The 15222-nt window shown below is 74.7% G+C and carries 15 protein-coding genes; 1 reads left to right on the forward strand and 14 read right to left on the reverse strand.

The window, feature by feature from the left end; all coding sequences use genetic code 11:
* Window positions 1–95: 95 nt before the first annotated feature.
* The 12 genes from pssA to TBIS_RS09975 all read right to left on the reverse strand — a co-directional run bounded on the left by pssA (window position 96) and on the right by TBIS_RS09975 (window position 12970).
* Entirely contained in the window at window positions 96–935 is an 840-nt protein-coding gene (gene pssA / locus TBIS_RS09920; protein WP_013132248.1) for a CDP-diacylglycerol--serine O-phosphatidyltransferase, read from the reverse strand.
* Window positions 922–1602: a phosphatidylserine decarboxylase gene (locus TBIS_RS09925; RefSeq protein WP_013132249.1), complete on the reverse strand. Its 681-nt coding sequence runs from the start codon at window positions 1600–1602 to the stop codon at window positions 922–924. Before TBIS_RS09925 ends, pssA begins: the two co-directional genes overlap by 14 nt.
* 127 nt (window positions 1603–1729) lie before the next feature.
* On the reverse strand, window positions 1730–2704 hold the full coding sequence (locus TBIS_RS09930; protein ID WP_013132250.1) for a TerC/Alx family metal homeostasis membrane protein: 975 nt from the start codon (window positions 2702–2704) through the stop codon (window positions 1730–1732).
* A gap of 266 nt (window positions 2705–2970) precedes the next feature.
* Entirely contained in the window at window positions 2971–4206 is a 1236-nt protein-coding gene (locus tag TBIS_RS09935) for a glycosyltransferase family 4 protein (protein WP_013132251.1), read from the reverse strand.
* The gene (gene murJ, locus TBIS_RS09940) at window positions 4203–5861 is read right to left on the reverse strand and encodes a murein biosynthesis integral membrane protein MurJ (RefSeq protein ID WP_013132252.1); all 1659 of its coding nucleotides are present in this window, start codon (window positions 5859–5861) and stop codon (window positions 4203–4205) included. The genes TBIS_RS09935 and murJ overlap by 4 nt, the downstream gene beginning before the upstream one ends.
* Window positions 5862–5887: 26 nt before the next feature.
* Window positions 5888–6841: a hypothetical protein gene (locus tag TBIS_RS09945; protein ID WP_013132253.1), complete on the reverse strand. Its 954-nt coding sequence runs from the start codon at window positions 6839–6841 to the stop codon at window positions 5888–5890.
* Between the two features lie 51 nt (window positions 6842–6892).
* The gene (locus TBIS_RS09950) at window positions 6893–7864 is read right to left on the reverse strand and encodes a copper transporter (protein ID WP_013132254.1); all 972 of its coding nucleotides are present in this window, start codon (window positions 7862–7864) and stop codon (window positions 6893–6895) included.
* Window positions 7861–9057, reverse strand: a complete 1197-nt coding sequence (gene steA, locus TBIS_RS09955) for a putative cytokinetic ring protein SteA (protein WP_041432149.1) — start codon at window positions 9055–9057, stop codon at window positions 7861–7863. Before steA ends, TBIS_RS09950 begins: the two co-directional genes overlap by 4 nt.
* Before the next feature lie 91 nt (window positions 9058–9148).
* Window positions 9149–10891, reverse strand: coding sequence for a DNA repair protein RecN (recN, locus tag TBIS_RS09960; RefSeq protein WP_013132256.1), 1743 nt, complete (start codon window positions 10889–10891; stop codon window positions 9149–9151).
* Between the two features lie 89 nt (window positions 10892–10980).
* Complete coding sequence (locus TBIS_RS09965; RefSeq protein WP_013132257.1) at window positions 10981–11886, reverse strand: NAD kinase; 906 nt, start codon at window positions 11884–11886, stop codon at window positions 10981–10983.
* A 92-nt stretch (window positions 11887–11978) separates the two neighbouring features.
* Window positions 11979–12788, reverse strand: coding sequence for a TlyA family RNA methyltransferase (locus tag TBIS_RS09970; RefSeq protein ID WP_013132258.1), 810 nt, complete (start codon window positions 12786–12788; stop codon window positions 11979–11981).
* A complete protein-coding gene (locus TBIS_RS09975) occupies window positions 12785–12970 on the reverse strand; it encodes a hypothetical protein (RefSeq protein WP_013132259.1) in 186 nt (61 codons plus the stop codon). Before TBIS_RS09975 ends, TBIS_RS09970 begins: the two co-directional genes overlap by 4 nt.
* 322 nt (window positions 12971–13292) lie before the next feature.
* Here TBIS_RS09975 and TBIS_RS09980 point away from each other — a divergent pair, with 322 nt between their 5' ends.
* The gene (locus TBIS_RS09980; RefSeq protein ID WP_013132260.1) at window positions 13293–13640 is read left to right on the forward strand and encodes an SCP2 sterol-binding domain-containing protein; all 348 of its coding nucleotides are present in this window, start codon (window positions 13293–13295) and stop codon (window positions 13638–13640) included.
* Between the two features lie 114 nt (window positions 13641–13754).
* Here TBIS_RS09980 and TBIS_RS09985 read toward each other — a convergent pair whose 3' ends face one another.
* Together TBIS_RS09985 and TBIS_RS09990 are read right to left on the reverse strand one after the other, a co-directional pair.
* Complete coding sequence (locus TBIS_RS09985; protein WP_013132261.1) at window positions 13755–14756, reverse strand: HAD-IIA family hydrolase; 1002 nt, start codon at window positions 14754–14756, stop codon at window positions 13755–13757.
* Window positions 14753–15118, reverse strand: a complete 366-nt coding sequence (locus tag TBIS_RS09990) for a tetratricopeptide repeat protein (protein ID WP_242384261.1) — start codon at window positions 15116–15118, stop codon at window positions 14753–14755. The genes TBIS_RS09985 and TBIS_RS09990 overlap by 4 nt, the downstream gene beginning before the upstream one ends.
* Window positions 15119–15222 lie beyond the last annotated feature (104 nt).

Raw genomic sequence — 15222 nt, forward strand, 5'->3', positions numbered from 1 at the left:
GGCGACCAGGGCTCCCTCGGACTAGGCGGTATCCAGCTGATGGCCGGGCCCGGACAGGGGCCCTGGGGACCGGGCCCCTGTTCCCGAGACGGACGTCAGCCCAGGCTCCCCGAGCGTCGTTCCCTGCGCTGCTGCTGTTTGAACATCAGAACGCGCAACGGAATCGCCGCCACGATGGCGATCTGCATCGTCGCGCCCACCTTGATCAGGTGGTCGCCGCCGGGCAGCCCGGAGGCCCAGATCGTCAGGCAGGCCACGTTGATCATCATCCAGGCGAAGACGACGGCGGCGAGGTTGCCCCGCGGCTTGGGGTACTCGATGCGGCTCACCATCAGCCAGGCCACGCCGAGGATGCCGGCCATGGCGAGCGGGTTCGGCTGGAAGAGCAGCACGATGGAGACGACGGTCATCGCCCCCATGGGGATGGGCAACCCCATGAAGTCGCCGCTCTTCGTCTTCACACAGGCGAACCGGGCGAGCCGTACCACGCCGGCGAGCACCACCGACCCGGCCACGCTGAGCACCAGCCAGAGCGGCAGGCTGGCCGAGAAGCCCGCCCAGAGCACGACCATGAACGCGGGCGCGAACCCGAAGCTGATCACGTCGGCGAGGTTGTCGAGCTCCGCGCCCATGGCCGAGGCCCGGAACTTCCGCGCGACCAGGCCGTCGAACAGGTCGCAGGTCGCGCCGATGAGGAGCAGGACGACCGCCGTGCCGAAGAACCGCGGGTCCGGGGTGAACTCCGCGTTCGCCCGCAGGTCGCTGATCGCCGACCAGGCGAGCACGCACACGGCGAGGAAGCCGCAGAGCGCGTTGCCGAGGGAGAGCGAGTCGGCGGCGGAGAGGCGGAAGGCCTTGCCGACCGGGCCCTGGGACCCGTCGCCGACCTCCCCGACCGGCCAGGTGGTCTCGGCGTGCAGGTCAGGCGTGGTCAAGGCGCGTCACCCCCGCCACCGTCCGCTGACCCACCGTGACCGCCGGGGAGATGCCCTCCGGCAGGTAGACGTCGACCCGGGAGCCGAACCGGATCAACCCGATCCGCTCCCCTTGCGAGACCTTGGCGCCAGGCGTGAGGTACGTCACGATGCGGCGGGCGAGCGCGCCGGCGATCTGCACGACCTCCAGCTCCCCGAGGGCGGTGGCGAACTTCCAGACCACCCGCTCGTTCTTGTCGCTGTCCTTGTCGAAGGCCGGCAGGAAGCCACCGGGGATGTGCTCGATCGAGGTCACGACCCCGTCGGCCGGGGCGCGGTTGACGTGCACGTTCAGCGGGCTCATGAATATCGCCACCCTGGTCCGGCCGTCCGGCCATGGATCGATGCTCTGCACGACGCCGTCGGCCGGGGCCAGCAACCGTCCCTCCCCCAGGGCGCGCTCGGGGTCGCGGAAGAACCAGAGCATGGCGCCGGTGAGGGCGGTGAGCGGTACGGCCGCCAGCGCCCACCTGGACGAGCGACGGGTCAGCAGGGCCGTGGTGACCGCCGCGGCGGCGGTCGGAACCAGCCAAGGGGACACTCCGCGCGCGAGCCGGACACGCGTCAGGGGACCTGCCGCGGCCCCCGCCGTCAGCGTCGCATCGCGGGTAAACGATTCATCGGACACAGGGAACCTTTGTAACCTTCGATGACTACGGACCGGTGTAGGGGCTGACGAGCGATATTACCGATCTCGCAGTCATCCCGAGCATTAACGAGTCAAGGCAACGCGGTTATCGCCACCTTTGTGAACTCTACGAAGTTTTCGACGCGGTGTGCGCCTTTTCGAGATTTCGGGCTTTGATCACACTTGCGACCGTGGTCACCGTCAGCGTGACCGCGATGACGCTGAGGGAGAGCCAGATCGGGACCTCGGGCGCCCAGGAGAAGCCGCTCTCGTGCAGCGCCTCGAGGATGAGCTTCACCCCGATGAAGGCGAGCACCACGGAGAGCCCGTAGCTGAGGTAGACGAGGCGCTGCAGCAGCCCGCCGAGGAGGAAGTGGAGCTGGCACAGCCCCATCAGGGCGAACGCGTTCGCGGAGAAGACGATGAACGGGTCCTTGGTGAGGCCGAAGATCGCCGGGATCGAGTCGAGGGCGAAGAGCAGGTCGGTGGTGCCGATCGCGATCATCACGATGAGCATCGGCGTGACCATCCGCCGGCCGTCGACCCGGACCGTGATGCGGGCGCCGACGTAGTCCTCCGTGGTGGGGAACACGCGGCGGGCCCAGCGGAGCAGGATGTTCTCCTTGAACTCCTCTTCCTCCTCCTTGTTGTGGTCGCGGATGAGGGTGTACGCGGTGTAGAGGAGGAAGGCGCCGAAGACGTAGAACAGCCAGCTGAAGTGCGCCAGGGCCGCGGCGCCGATCGCGATGAAGGCGCCGCGCATGACCAGGGCGAGCACGATGCCGACCAGCAGCACCTTGTGCTGGTAGATCCGCGGCACCCTGAACCGCGACATGATGATGTAGAAGACGAAGAGGTTGTCGACGCTCAGGCTGTACTCGGTGATGTAGCCGGCGAAGAACTCGGCGCCCGGCTCGATCCCGGCCCAGAACGTTAACCAGACGCCGAACAGCACGGCGAGGCTGGCGTAGACGCTGACCCAGAACCCGGCCTGACGGATCGAGAACTCACGTGGGTCGCGCTCGGTGATCCACAGGTCGAAGACGACGACCGCCAGCAGACCCGCGATTACCGCCACCCACATCCACCCGGGCACGCTCACACTCGACCTCCGGCACGCGCGCACAACACAATGCCGGAGGTCTCTCCCGCCCGCGAGCGGCGCGGACCGATGACCCCGGGTGCCCTGGGGGACACCGTGATGACGAGATCACCGCGTGGGGATACTCCCCTCCAACCGCACCAAGTATACGGGGGTCGATCGGCGCGCCGGTCCCGCCGGCCGGGTTACGCCGGCGGGACCGGGGTCACGGTTCCGTATCCCCGTCCGCTCCCCGGCGGCCCGTGGTAGCGGGTTCCGGGGTGAGCTCACCGGCCGCGCTGCGCCCGGTAGCAGGCCAGCACGGACTCCACCGCCTCGTCCTCGCCGGGCAGGGCCGCGCCCCGGGCGGCCGCGGCCGCGGCGAGCCGGGCGGCGAGCGCGGGGTCGCCCAGCAACCGCCCGATCTCCCGGCGCAGCGCGGCCGGATCGCCCGGAGGCACGAGGATCGCCGCCTCCCCCACCATGTCCGGGATGCCGCCCACCCGGGTCGCGATGATCGGCTTGCCTGCGCGCAGCGCCTCCTGGACGACGAGCGGCTGGCCCTCCCACCGGCTCGGCACGATCACGGCGTGCGCCACCTGGAGCAGGTCGGCCGGGTCCGCCCAGCCGTACAGGACCACGGGCAGCCCGTCCGCCTCGATCCGGGCCCGCAGCGCGTCCCGCAGCGGCCCCTCCCCCGCGATCACGAAGACCGGGTCCTCCGGGTACGGCCCGGCCGCGGCGTCGAGCAGGGTCTCCAGGCCCTTCTGCTGGGCGAGCCGGGCCACGGTGAGCAGCACCGGCCGGGGCGCCGGGCCTCCGGCGGCGGCTCCCCCGGTCTCCGGCCCGGCCGGCTCCGGCGGCGCGGATCGCTCCGGCTCCGCCGCGCTCCCCGGCGCCGCACCGTCCCCGGGTACGGCGCCGCGCGCGCCGAGCAGGTCCGTGATCCGCTGCCGCACCTCCGCCGCGGACCGGGTGGGCTCGCCGAGCGGCGGGGCCGGCACGATCGCCGGGCCGACGCGGCGCGCCCGGCGGGCCCGCATGCGCTCCCCGAGGTCGGGGGAGACGACGAGCACGTGGTCGGCCCGGCGGGCGACGATCCGCTCCAGGAGGCGGTAGATCGCGCCGATCGCGCCCCCGGCGGTGACCGCGTTGTGCAGGGTGACGAGGAGCCGGGGACGGCCCGGCATCCCGGTGAGCGCGAGGGCGGCGAGGGCGCCGGCGCGCAGGCCGTGCGCGTGCACCACGTCGGCGCCGCGGGCGAGCGCCCGGAGCCGCGCCACGGACCGGGCGTCGCTCGCCGGGCGGGGCCGGTCGGCGATGGGCACCTCGGCGAACCGCGCCCCGGCCTCCGTGAAGCCGAACGCCTCCTCGGTGGCGCGCGGCCCGGCCACGGCCACCCGGTGGCCGCGCCGCACCAGGCCGCGCGCGAGCATGCACACGTGCCGGCCGACGCCCCCGGTGCTGCTGCCGAGCACGAGCAGCACCCGGACGGCGGCGCGGCCGTCCCGCGGTCCGGTCATCTCCCGTCTCCGGTGTCCACTGGTTCGCGTTCCGGAAGCCGCCGTCCCCGCCGGGCGGAGGCGAGCACGGCGGCGAGGTCCCGCCGGGCGGCGACCGCTGCGGCGAGGAGTCCGGCGGTGAGGGCCGCGGCCCCGGCCAGGGCGGTCACCGCGACCCCGGCCCACGGGCCCGTCTCCCCGGGCAGCGCCGCCACCCAGGAGCCGGCCAGGAAGCCGCACACCCCGCCGAGCAGCGCAGCGAGCAGGGCCCGGGGGAGGCCGTGGGCCGCCGCGGCGCCCCGGGCGCGCAGCACGGCGATGAGCAGCGCCGCCCCGCCGACGGTCACGCCGACGGTCTGCCCGAGCGCGAGCCCGCCGAGCCTCCACTCGGGCGGGAGGACGGCGGCGAGCACGATCTGGGCGGCGATGACGGTGAACCAGCCGGTCACCGTCCCCCAGGCCGCGGCCCGCCCGGCGCCGATGGCGTACAGCACCCGGCTGAGGTGGGCCATGAGGCCGTAGCCCACGAGCCCGGGGGCGAACAGGGCGACCGCCCGGGCGAACTCGGCCGGGAGCACGTCCGTCTGGGCCTGGGCGAGGAAGACCTGGGCGATCGGGGCCGCGGCGCCGGCGAGCGCGCCGGCGGCGAGCCCGGAGACCAGCACGACCGCGCGGGTGGTCTGCGCCGACAGCGCGGCGAACCCCGCGTGGTCGCCCTGCGCGGCCCGGGCGGAGAGCGTGGGGAACGCTCCGGTGGCGATCGGCACGGCGAGCACGGCGTACGGCACCTGGTAGATCGCCAGGGCGTAGCCGTACGCGGCGAGCGCCCCGCCGCCGATCAGCCGGTTGGCGAGCGGGATCACGATCGCGCTCGCGGTCTGCTGGGCGAGGAGCGCGCTGAGCCCGGCCACGGCCAGCCGCCGCACCTGCCCGGCCACGCCGTCCGGGAAGCGCAGGGTGGGCCGCCACCGCAGCCGCAGCCGCGCGGCCGGCCCGATCACGGTGAGGGCGAGGGAGAGCACGCCGAGCGTGGTGCCGATCGAGAGCGCGAGCTCGGCCGGCCGGGGCACCGCGGCCGGGTCCGCGCCACCGCCGCCGAGCGGCAGGTACGACAGGTAGGCGACGATCACCACCAGGCTGGAGACCAGCGGGGCCAGCGCGGGCGCGGCGAACCGGTGGTGGGCCTGGAGCACCCCGTAGAGGACGACGGCGATCCCGTACAGCGGGATCTGCGGGGCGAAGACCACCAGCATCCGGGTGGCGAGGGCGATCACCTCGTCCGGGGCGCACCCCGGGATGTCGCCGCTCACGAGCAGCCACGCCACCGGGCCGGCCACCGCGGCGGTGAGCACGGCGACCGGGATGAGCAGCACCAGCACCCAGGTCAGCAGCGCGGAGGCGATCCGGCTCACCCGGTCCCGCGCCTCCGCGGTGGCGCGCGCCGCGGCCCCGGCGAGCACCGGGACCACCATGCCGGCGAGCGCGCCGCCCACCACGACCTCGAAGACGATGTTCGGCACGAGGTTCGCGGTGTAGTAGGCGGCGGCCACGCAGTTGGTGCCGACCGCGCGGGCGAAGACGAGCTGCTTGACGAACCCGGTGATCCGCGCCAGGACGGTGATCGCCCCGATGAGGACCGCCGCCCCGGCGACGCCGCGGCCGAGCCGCCTAACCATCGGCGCTCATCCGGCTCCGGCCCCGCTCACACCTGCTCCGCGCTCGCCTTCCCGGCCGGCGCCGCCTGCCCCGCCTTGGCGGCCGCCGGTGGTACGGCCTGCGGCTGCGGGGGACGGCGGCCGAGCATGTCGAGCCAGTTGAGCACCGGGTTGGCCGCGATCACCTTGGTGAAGCTGACCTTCTCCGAGGCGGCGGTGAGCGCCGCCACCACGCCGAGCGCGGCGAGCCGGGCCGGCCGGTTCAGCCGGGTCACCGCGGCGAGGCCGAGGAGCGCGCCGAGGGCGTTGGCGCCGCCGTCCCCGAGCATCGCCCGCTCGCCCAGGTCCTCGGGGAGGAGGGCCGCGGCCGCGCCGAGCGGGACCGCGGCGAGCGCCGCCGCGGACCGGCCGCCGCGCGACCCGGCCGAGGCGGCGAGCAGCGGGACCCCGGCGAGCAGGCCCACCTTGATCGCCCGGCCGGGGCGCAGGTCGAACAGGTTGGCGAGGTTGGCGCTGCCCGCGATCAGCGCGCCGTCGGCGAGCACCCCGAGCGCGCCGCCCACCCCCTTGGCGGGGGCGGCGAGGGCGGCCGCGGCGAGCCCGGTCGCCCCGATGCCGGCGATCTTCACCGCACCGCTGGTGATCTCGCCTCGCGCGAGCGCGGCCAGGTGGCCTTTGAAGCCCTTGGAGGAGGTCGTGCCGTACAGGTCGTCGTACGTGCCGAACAGCCCCGCCCCGGCGGCGGTGAGCAGGGCGGCGGCCCGGTGGCGCAGGGACAGCCCGGGGGTGATCACGGCCGCGGCGCCGGCGCCGGTGACGAGGGCGGTCCCTTCGAGCAGCGTGACCTGCTCACCCCGGTGGTTGGTGCGTGACCAGTCCTTCGCACCGCCGATGGGGGGCCGGCGCCGGAACGCGGCGTAGGCCGCGCGAGCGGCGATCGCACCCACGGCCGCACCGATCACGGCGCCCGTCAGGGCGCCGCGCGATGAGCGATTGGCCACTGCTGGCTCTCCTTGGTCTCTCACGCCTGCGGGGTATCGTGCGGCGGCGGATCACCCGCCCGCCGCGCTCGGGCTCGGCTGCTGGTGGGCGAGCTCCGGTTCGAACGCGCTCGCCCCGTCACCGATGCCGTACGAGCCCGAGCCGCCATCGAGCTGCTCCCGAAGAGCGTAGATCACCACGATGCGGCCCGCGGCCGTGTCCACGGTATCGACCGTGGAGACGGCGGACGCCGCCCCGCCGGTGTCGTGGAGCGCGGCGATCACCCCGCCGCCGGCGGAGGCGTCCGTCCCCCCGGCGACCACGGTGCCGAGGCCGGCCGCGTCCAGGCCGGCGGCCACGGCCACGATGGCCGCGTTCTTCCGGGCCGCGTCCTCCCCCTCGTACCGCTGGGCGGGGGCGAGGACGATCGCGAGGGTGGCGCGCTGCCGGGGATCCCCGCCGACGGTGAGGAAGTCGCCCTTCTCGAACGCCTCCAGCACCTGGGCGGCCGCCGGGTTGGGATGCCCGGCCTCCGCCCGGTCGGAGGTGACGATCGCGCTGGCGAGCACGGCCGCCGCCTTCTGGTACGCGGAGGCGTTCGGGGCGAACTCGAGCCCGGCCGGGGCGACCGCGTCGGCGAGCTCGCCCAGCACGTTCACCTGGTCGGCGGCGATGAACTTGTCGGTCAGGCTCACCCGCCCGGTGTACACGGCTCCCGCGTCGGTGACGACCTTCTCCAGCGGCTCCCGCAGGCTGGCGGCGGCGCCCGGGGCCTCGACGAGGACGACCCGCTCCCCGGCGAGCCGGTCGCGCACCAGCTCCGGCGCGTGCGCGGTGATGAGCGCGTCGCTGCCGCCCTGCTGGGCCTGGAGCTGGGAGATCTGCGTCAGATACCGCTCATTGTTCTGCCGCAGGGTCTCGGTGAGCTCCTCGGCCGACTTGAAGAACATGGGCTCGAGCACGGTGCTGCCGAGCACGATGCCGACCGTGAGCGCGAGGAAGATCGCGACGATCGAGACGAGGTGGTACCTGAAATCGATCACGAGAAGAGTCCGACCAACCAGAAGATGAAGCCGTTCCAGGCGACGAGGAAGCCGTTCAGCCAGACCTGGCCGATGGGGGAGACCGAGAGCACCACCCCGATGGTGAGCAGCGTGGTGGCCACGAGCAGCAGCAGGGACGAGGTGGAGATCCGGCTGCGGTAGAGCCGGCTCACCCCCTTGGCGTCCACGAGCTTGCTGCCCACCCGCAGCCGGGTGAGGAACGTGCTCGCCATGCCGGAACGGCCCTTGTCGAGGAACTCGTCGAGCGTCCAGTGGGTGCCGACGGCGACGATCAGCGAGGCGCCCTTGGCGTCGGCCAGGAGCATGGCGACGTCCTCGCTCGTGCCCGTCGCCGGGAAGACCACGGCCTCCAGGCCGAGCCGGCGCACCCGCTCCAGCCCGGGGGCGCGGCCGTCGCGGTAGGCGTGGACCACCAGCTCGGCGCCGCTGAACAGCGCCTTCTCCGACACGGAGTCGAAGTCGCCGACGATCATGTCGGGCACGTACCCGGCCTCGAGCAGGGCGTCGGCACCGCCGTCGACCCCGATCAGGATGGGACGGTACTCCCGGATGTAGGGACGGAGCGTGGCGAGGTCCTCCTTGTAGTGGTAGCCGCGCACCACGATGAGGACGTGCCGGCCCTCCATGACCGTCCGCACGTCGGGGACGCCGATGCCGTCGATGAGGAGGTCGCGCTCCCGCCGGATGTACTCCATGGTGTTGGCGGCGAACGCCTCGATCTGGGCGGACAGGCCGGCCCTCGCCTCGGTCATCGCGGCCTCGACCGACTCGGCCGTCTGCGGCTGGCCCTTGCCGACCAGCTCGTCGCCGAGGTAGATCATCCCGTCCCGGACGCGGATCACGTCACCGTCGGCGACCCGCTCGAACAGCTCCGGGCTCGCGTCGTCGATCAGCGGGATCCCGGCGTCCAGGAGGATCTTGGGTCCCATGTTGGGGTAGCGCCCGCTGATGCTGGGCGCCACATTGATCACCGCGGCCGCGCCGCACGCGACCAGGGCCTCCGCGCTGACGCGGTCGAGGTCGACGTGGTCGATGATCGCGATCTCTCCGGGCTGGAGGCGCTTGGTGAGCCTCTTCGTCCGGCGGTCGACTCTCGCCACCGCGGTGATTCCCGGAAGGTCCTCGACCTTCCTGCGGCGGAGGCCCGGAACGTTCAAGCTCGGGACCTTCATCATGACCAATCCTGCCAGATGACGGGCAGGGCACGGGCCGTGCCTCGGATCGATGACGGAAGGGTCACGGTTCGCCCACGTTCACCGTGGGTCATGCCGCGGTTCCGCCGCTCTCCGCCCACGCGGCCTTCTCGGCGGCCGCGATCTCGAGCAGCTCGGCCGCGTGGGCCCGGCCGAGCTCGGAGTCCTCCAGGCCGGCGAGCATCCGGGACAGCTCCCGGGCCCGCCCCTCCTGGTCGAGCACGACCACGCCGCTGCGGACCACCCGCCCGTCGCCCGACTTCTCCACCACGAGGTGCTGATCGGCGAAGGCCGCCACCTGGGCCAGGTGGGTGACCACGATAACCTGGGCGGTCCGCGCCAGCCGGGCGAGCCGCCTGCCGATCTCCACGGCCGCCTTGCCACCGACCCCGGCGTCGACCTCGTCGAACACGAACGTGGGCACCGGGTCGGCCCCGGCGAAGACCACCTCGATCGCGAGCATGACGCGGCTGAGCTCACCGCCCGAGGCGCCCTTGGCGAGCGGGAGCGGGGGCGCGCCGGGGTGGGCGGCGAGCCGGATCTCCACCTCGTCCACGCCGTGGGGGCCGAACTCCCCGGTCTGGGTGACGGCCACGCTCACCCGGGCGTGCGGCATGGCGAGCGCGGCGAGCTCCTCGGTCACCGCCCGGCCGAACCGCTCGGCGGCCGCGGTGCGGATCGCGGTCAGCTCGGCGGCGAGCTCGGCCAGGCGCGCGGTGAGCTCCTCCTGCTCCCGGCGCAGCTCGTCGATCCGCTCGTCGTCCCCTTCGAGCTCGGCGAGCCGCGCGGCGGCCCGCTCGGCCCACTCGAGCACGGCCGCGGCGTCCGGGCCGTACTTGCGGGTGAGCCCGTTCAGCGCGGCGATCCGCTCCTGCACGGCGGCGAGCCGCAGCGGGTCGGCGTCCACGGACTCCGCGTACGAGGCGAGCTCGGTGGCGAGGTCGGAGATCAGGTATCCGGCCTCGGCGAGCCGGTCGGCGATGGACGCGAGCGCCGGGTCGTAGCCGCGCACCGAGTCCAGCGCGGACCTCGCCTGGCCCAGCAGGGAGACGACGTCGGGGAAGCCGTCGGTGCTCGCCATCGGGTCGCCCAGGAGGGCGGCGTGGGCGGTGGTGGCGGCGGTGCGCAGCGCGTCGGCGTGCGCGAGCCGCTCGGCCTCCTCCTTGAGCTCGGCGTCCTCGCCCGGCTTGGGGCCGACCTTCTCGATCTCCTCCAGGCCGAACCGGAGCATCTCGGCCTCCTGGGCCCGCTCCCGCTGCCTGCCGGTCAGCTCCTCGAGCAGCTCGGTCACCTCGCGGTGCCGCCGGTACGCCTGCCGGTAGGCGCGGAGCGGCCCCTGCAGCTCCTCCCCCGCGTAGCGGTCGAGCGCCTCCCGCTGCCGGGCGGGCTGGAGCAGCCGCTGCTGGTCCATCTGGCCGTGCACGGCGACGAGGTCGTCGGCGAGGTAGGTGAGCGTCCCGACCGGTACGGCCCGGCCGCCGAGCCAGGCGCGGGACCGGCCCTCGGCCGAGACCGTGCGGGTGATGATGAGCGTGCCGTCCTCGACCTGGCCGCCGAGGTCCGCGACCTGCCGGGCCACCGGCCCCTCCGGGTCGACGATGAGGGTGCCCTCGACCGTCGCCCGCTCCGCGCCGGGGCGGACCTTGGCCGGGTCGGCCCGGCCGCCGAAGAGGAGGCCGAGCCCGGTGACCACCATCGTCTTGCCCGCGCCCGTCTCACCCGTGACCACGGTCAGCCCGGGCGACAGCGGCAGCACGGCCTCGTCGATGACGCCGAGCCCCTGGATGCGGACCTCCTCGACCCTGGGTCGCACTGGGTCCCTCCGTTCCACCGACCGAACACCGAGATCCTACGCGTTATTCGTCAAGATTTTCGAGGTCAGCGGGCGGGCCCGAATGCCGCTCAGGGCCGGACCCTGCCGCGCCAGCCCTGGACCGGCAGCCCGAACTTCGCGACCAGGCGGTCGGTGAACGGCGCGCCGGTGGTCTCCGCCCCCAGCAGCCGCGCCAGCCGTACCGGGGTCGGCGACCGGCGGACCTCGACCCGGCCGGCCGGGGGGAGGTCGAACCGGCGGCGGCCGTCGCACCAGAGCACCCCCGCGCTGGTGCCGGGGACGATCTCCACGGCGAGCGTGGAGCGCGGGGAGACCACGATCGGCCGGGCGAAGAGCGCGTGCGCGCTGTTCGGCACGAGCAGCAGGGCCTCCACCTCGGGCCAGACCACGGGGCCTCCGGCGGAGAACGCGTAGGCGGTCGACCCGGTCGGCGTCGCGCAGATCACGCCGTCGCAGCCCCACCGGGAGAGCGGCCGGCCGTCGACCTCCACCACGACCTCGAGCATGCGCTCCGCCTTCTCCACCGAGGCCTCGTTGAGCGCCCAGGTCTCCGCGACGACCGAGCCGTTCTCGCGGACGACGACCTCCACCGTCATCCGCTCCTCCACCTCGTAGCGGCCCTCGAGCACCCGGTCGACGACCGAGGCCAGGTCCTCGACCTCCGCCTCGGCGAGGAAGCCCACGTGGCCGAGGTTCACCCCGAGCAGCGGCACGCCGGCCGGGCGGGCGAGCTCCGCGGCGCGCAGCAGCGTGCCGTCGCCGCCGAGCACCAGGGTGAGCTCGGCCTCCGCGGCCGCGGCCGGGCCCTCGGGCACCACCTCCGCCCCGGCGCAGCCGATCTTGTCGGCCTCGATGTCGAGCACCCGGACGTTCAGGCCCGCGCCGATGAGGCGCTCCGCCACCAGGTGCGCGCTCTCCACGGCCGCGGACCGGCCGGTGTGCGCGATGACCAAGACCGTCCGCTCGGTGTTCACCCCTCGCTCACCGTTCCTCGCGCCGGCCGCCCGGCCCGCAGGGCAGGAGCCAGGCGCCGCGCCGGTCCCGTTCCCCGTCACGCCGCGCGCGCTCACCGGGGTCCCTCGGCCACCGCTCGCTCGATGGCCGCGTCCAGGTCGGGCACCGCCTCATGGCCCGGCCCCTTCCCCAGCCACAGGAGGTATTCCACGTTGCCCGCCGGTCCGGGCAGCGGGCTCGCGGTCACCCCCTTCACGGTGAGGCCGAGCCCCTGCGCCGCGGTGGCCACGTCCCGGACCGCCTCGGCCCGCAGCGCCGGGTCCCGGACCACGCCGCCGGGGCCGACCCGGCCCTTGCCCACCTCGAACTGCGGCTTGACCAGCAGCACGAAGTCGGCGGTGCCGGCCGCGCACCGCACCAGGGCGGGCAGGACCAGCCGGAGCGAGATGAACGACAGGTCGCCCACGATGAGCGTGGGCGGCTCGCCGACCATCTCCGGGGTGAGGTCGCGGACGTTCACCCGCTCCAGCACGGTCACCCGCTCATCGGTCCGCAGCGACCAGGCGAGCTGGCCGTACCCGACGTCGACCGCGATCACGTGGGCCGCGCCGTGCCGGAGCAGCACGTCGGTGAACCCCCCGGTCGAGGCGCCGGCGTCGAGGCAGCGGCGGCCGGCCACCTGGAGCCCGGTGAAGGCCTCGAGCGCGCCGAGGAGCTTGTACGCGCCCCGGGACACGTACTCGGGGCCCTCGGCCGCCTCGGCGACCACGATGGGGGCCCCGGTGTCCACCTGCGTCGCCGGCTTCTCCGCCACGGAGCCGCGCACGTACACCCGGCCGGCCTCGATCAGCCGGGCGGCGTGCTCCCGGGACCGGGCGAGCCCGCGGCGCACCAGCTCCCGGTCGAGCCGAACCCGGGTCACGGCGCGTCCGGCCCGGGCTCGCCGACCGAGGCGAGCACCGCCTCCAGACCGGCGAGCACCTCCTCGAAGATCGCCACATGCCCGGATACGGGCGTGTCGCCCAGCCGCTCCAAGGGCGCGAGCACGGCCGCGATGCCGTCCGCCGGCTCGCCCGTGCGCGGCGCACCGCCGCTGTCCGTCATCGGTCCCTCCGTCACTCCGCCGTCCCGGCGGGGCCACGGCCCCGCGCGCCCCCGATCGCCTCGGCACCACCGGACGGTGGCCCCGTCCGGGGTCCCCCGTCCCGGCCGCCTCCCGCCGGCTCCCGCCCGGCGGACGGCCGCGCCGCGGGCCGGCCCCGGACCGCGCCGCACCGCCGGGAGATCCGGGCGGCCGGGGCGCCGTCCGGCCTGCTCAGGCCGCGGGCGAGGCGGGCCTGTCCTTGATTGCCCAGGGCGTCCATGTGAAAGCTAGTGTCTCAGACAGGGGCATCCCGTGGTTCCGGCGGAAGAGAGGGTGGGCGTGATGGCGACCGTCGAGGAGTGCCGGGCGGCGCTGCAGCGGCTCGTCGAGCAGTTCGAGGAGATCAGCCCGGAGGACCGGGCCAAGCACGTGGTCGACCGGACCGTCGCCTGCCTCATCCCCGATCTCGGGGTCACCTTCTACGGGCGCGTCCACCCCGACGGCCTGGAGCCGTTCGGGGAGGAGCCGCCGCCGGACGGGCGGCCGGTGGACGTCAAGCTCACCCTCACCAGCGAGGACCTGATCTCGATGGTCAACGGCGAGCTCGACATGGCCCGGGCCATCCTCGGCGGCCGGGTCAAGATCGACGCGAGCCTCGGCGACCTGCTCCGGCTGCGCCGGCTCCTCTGACCGGGCCGCGCCGGCTCCCCTGATCCGATCGCCCGCCCCGTTCTCCCCCGGCCCGGCCGGCCCCGCCGGTGGATCCGCCGCCGCGCCGGCGGACGGCGGCCAGGGTGGCCGCCGTCACAGCCCGGTCGCCATGAGCGCCGGTTTCACCGCGTCCTCGTCGGCACGGCCCTCCCCCGCGGCCTCCCACGCGGCCGCGCAGGCGGCGCGCAGCCCGTCGAGCGGGGTCCCGTCGCCGGTCAGCTCGAGCCGCCCGTCCCGCCAGGCCGCGGTCCAGCCGCCGCACCGCCACCCGTCCGCGTCCCGCCGTACCGGCACCGGCGGCTCCAGCAGGCCGCGCAGGTCCGCGGCGATGTGCGTGGGCCGGTGGCGGGGCCCGGCGGTGAGCAGGTCGAGCGGGCCGGTCACCCCGGTCAGCACGAGCAGGCTGTCCACCCCGGCCCGGGTGGCGGCCTCGATGTCGGTGTCGAGCCGGTCCCCGACGATCAGCGGCCGCCGGGCGCCGGTGCGGAGGATCGACTCGCGGTGGAGCGGCGGTTCCGGTTTGCCGGCCATCACCGGTTCGACCCCGGTGGCGGTCGCGATGACCCGGCTCATGGCTCCGTTCCCCGGGTACTCGCCGCGGCCGGTGGGCATCGTCGTGTCCCCGTTGGCCGCCACGAACCAGGCGCCCTGCCGGACCGCGAGCGCACCCTCGCAGAGCAGCCCGTAGGAGATCCCCGGCCACATGCCCTGGACCACGGCGGCCGGGGACTCCAGGGCCGTGGTCACCGGCCGCAGCCCGTGCGCCCGTACGGCCATGCGGAGCCCCATGCCGCCGACCACGAGCACGGCCGAGCCCGGCGGCACCCGCTCGGCCACCAGCCGGGCCGCGGCCTGCGCCGAGGTCACCACGTCGTCAGCGCACGCGGGGATCCCCAGCTCGGTGAGGTGCGCGGCGATCGCGGCCGGAGTCCGGGAGGCGTTGTTCGTCACGAAGGCGAGCCGCAGCCCGCGGCGCCGGGCCTCGGCGAGCGCCTCCGGTGCCCCGGGCACCGCGTGGCCGCCCAGGTAGACGACCCCGTCGAGGTCGAGCAGGAGCGTGTCGTAGGCGTCCACGAGCGCCGGCGACCGCGTCATGCCCGCCTCGCCCGCAGCATCGCCCGCACCTGCCGGAGCGCCGAGACGTAGTGCTGGAGGTCGGGGCGCATCGCCGCCGCGATGGCGAGCGGCTCGTACGCGCCCTCGATGTCCCCGGTGCGCCACAGGGACATGCCAAGCCCGAAGTACGCGTAGTCCTCGACCGGGTTGGCGTCGACGATGATCCGGAAGCTGTCGGCCGCCTCGGCGTACCGGCGCGAGTTGAACTGCGCCCGCGCCAGCGCCTCACGGATGCTGCGCGAGTTCGGCTCTGCCTGCGCGGCCCGCTCGAGCAGGGCGGCGGCCGCGGCCGGGCTGCCGGATTCGAGCAGCTTCACACCCCGCCTGAACCACTCGTACACGCCTCCTGACGGGGCGCCGGGCTCTTCGCCGGGGGATCCGGGCGCTCCGTTTCGTTCCTGCGTCATGGGGTAAGGCCTCCTGCGCTGCTACGTGGTCGCCAGGC

This window comes from Thermobispora bispora DSM 43833, assembly GCF_000092645.1.
GTDB classification, from domain to species: domain Bacteria; phylum Actinomycetota; class Actinomycetes; order Streptosporangiales; family Streptosporangiaceae; genus Thermobispora; species Thermobispora bispora.

Bases quoted from the DNA above. Each gene is read 5' to 3' on its own strand.
- murJ (WP_013132252.1), bottom strand. From the start codon at position 5,861: ATGGTTAGGCGGCTCGGCCGCGGCGTCGCCGGGGCGGCGGTCCTCATC.
- steA (WP_041432149.1), bottom strand. From the start codon at position 9,057: ATGAAGGTCCCGAGCTTGAACGTTCCGGGCCTCCGCCGCAGGAAGGTC.
- TBIS_RS09980 (WP_013132260.1), top strand. From the start codon at position 13,293: ATGGCGACCGTCGAGGAGTGCCGGGCGGCGCTGCAGCGGCTCGTCGAG.
- TBIS_RS09975 (WP_013132259.1), bottom strand. From the start codon at position 12,970: ATGACGGACAGCGGCGGTGCGCCGCGCACGGGCGAGCCGGCGGACGGC.
- TBIS_RS09985 (WP_013132261.1), bottom strand. From the start codon at position 14,756: ATGACGCGGTCGCCGGCGCTCGTGGACGCCTACGACACGCTCCTGCTC.
- TBIS_RS09935 (WP_013132251.1), bottom strand. From the start codon at position 4,206: ATGACCGGACCGCGGGACGGCCGCGCCGCCGTCCGGGTGCTGCTCGTG.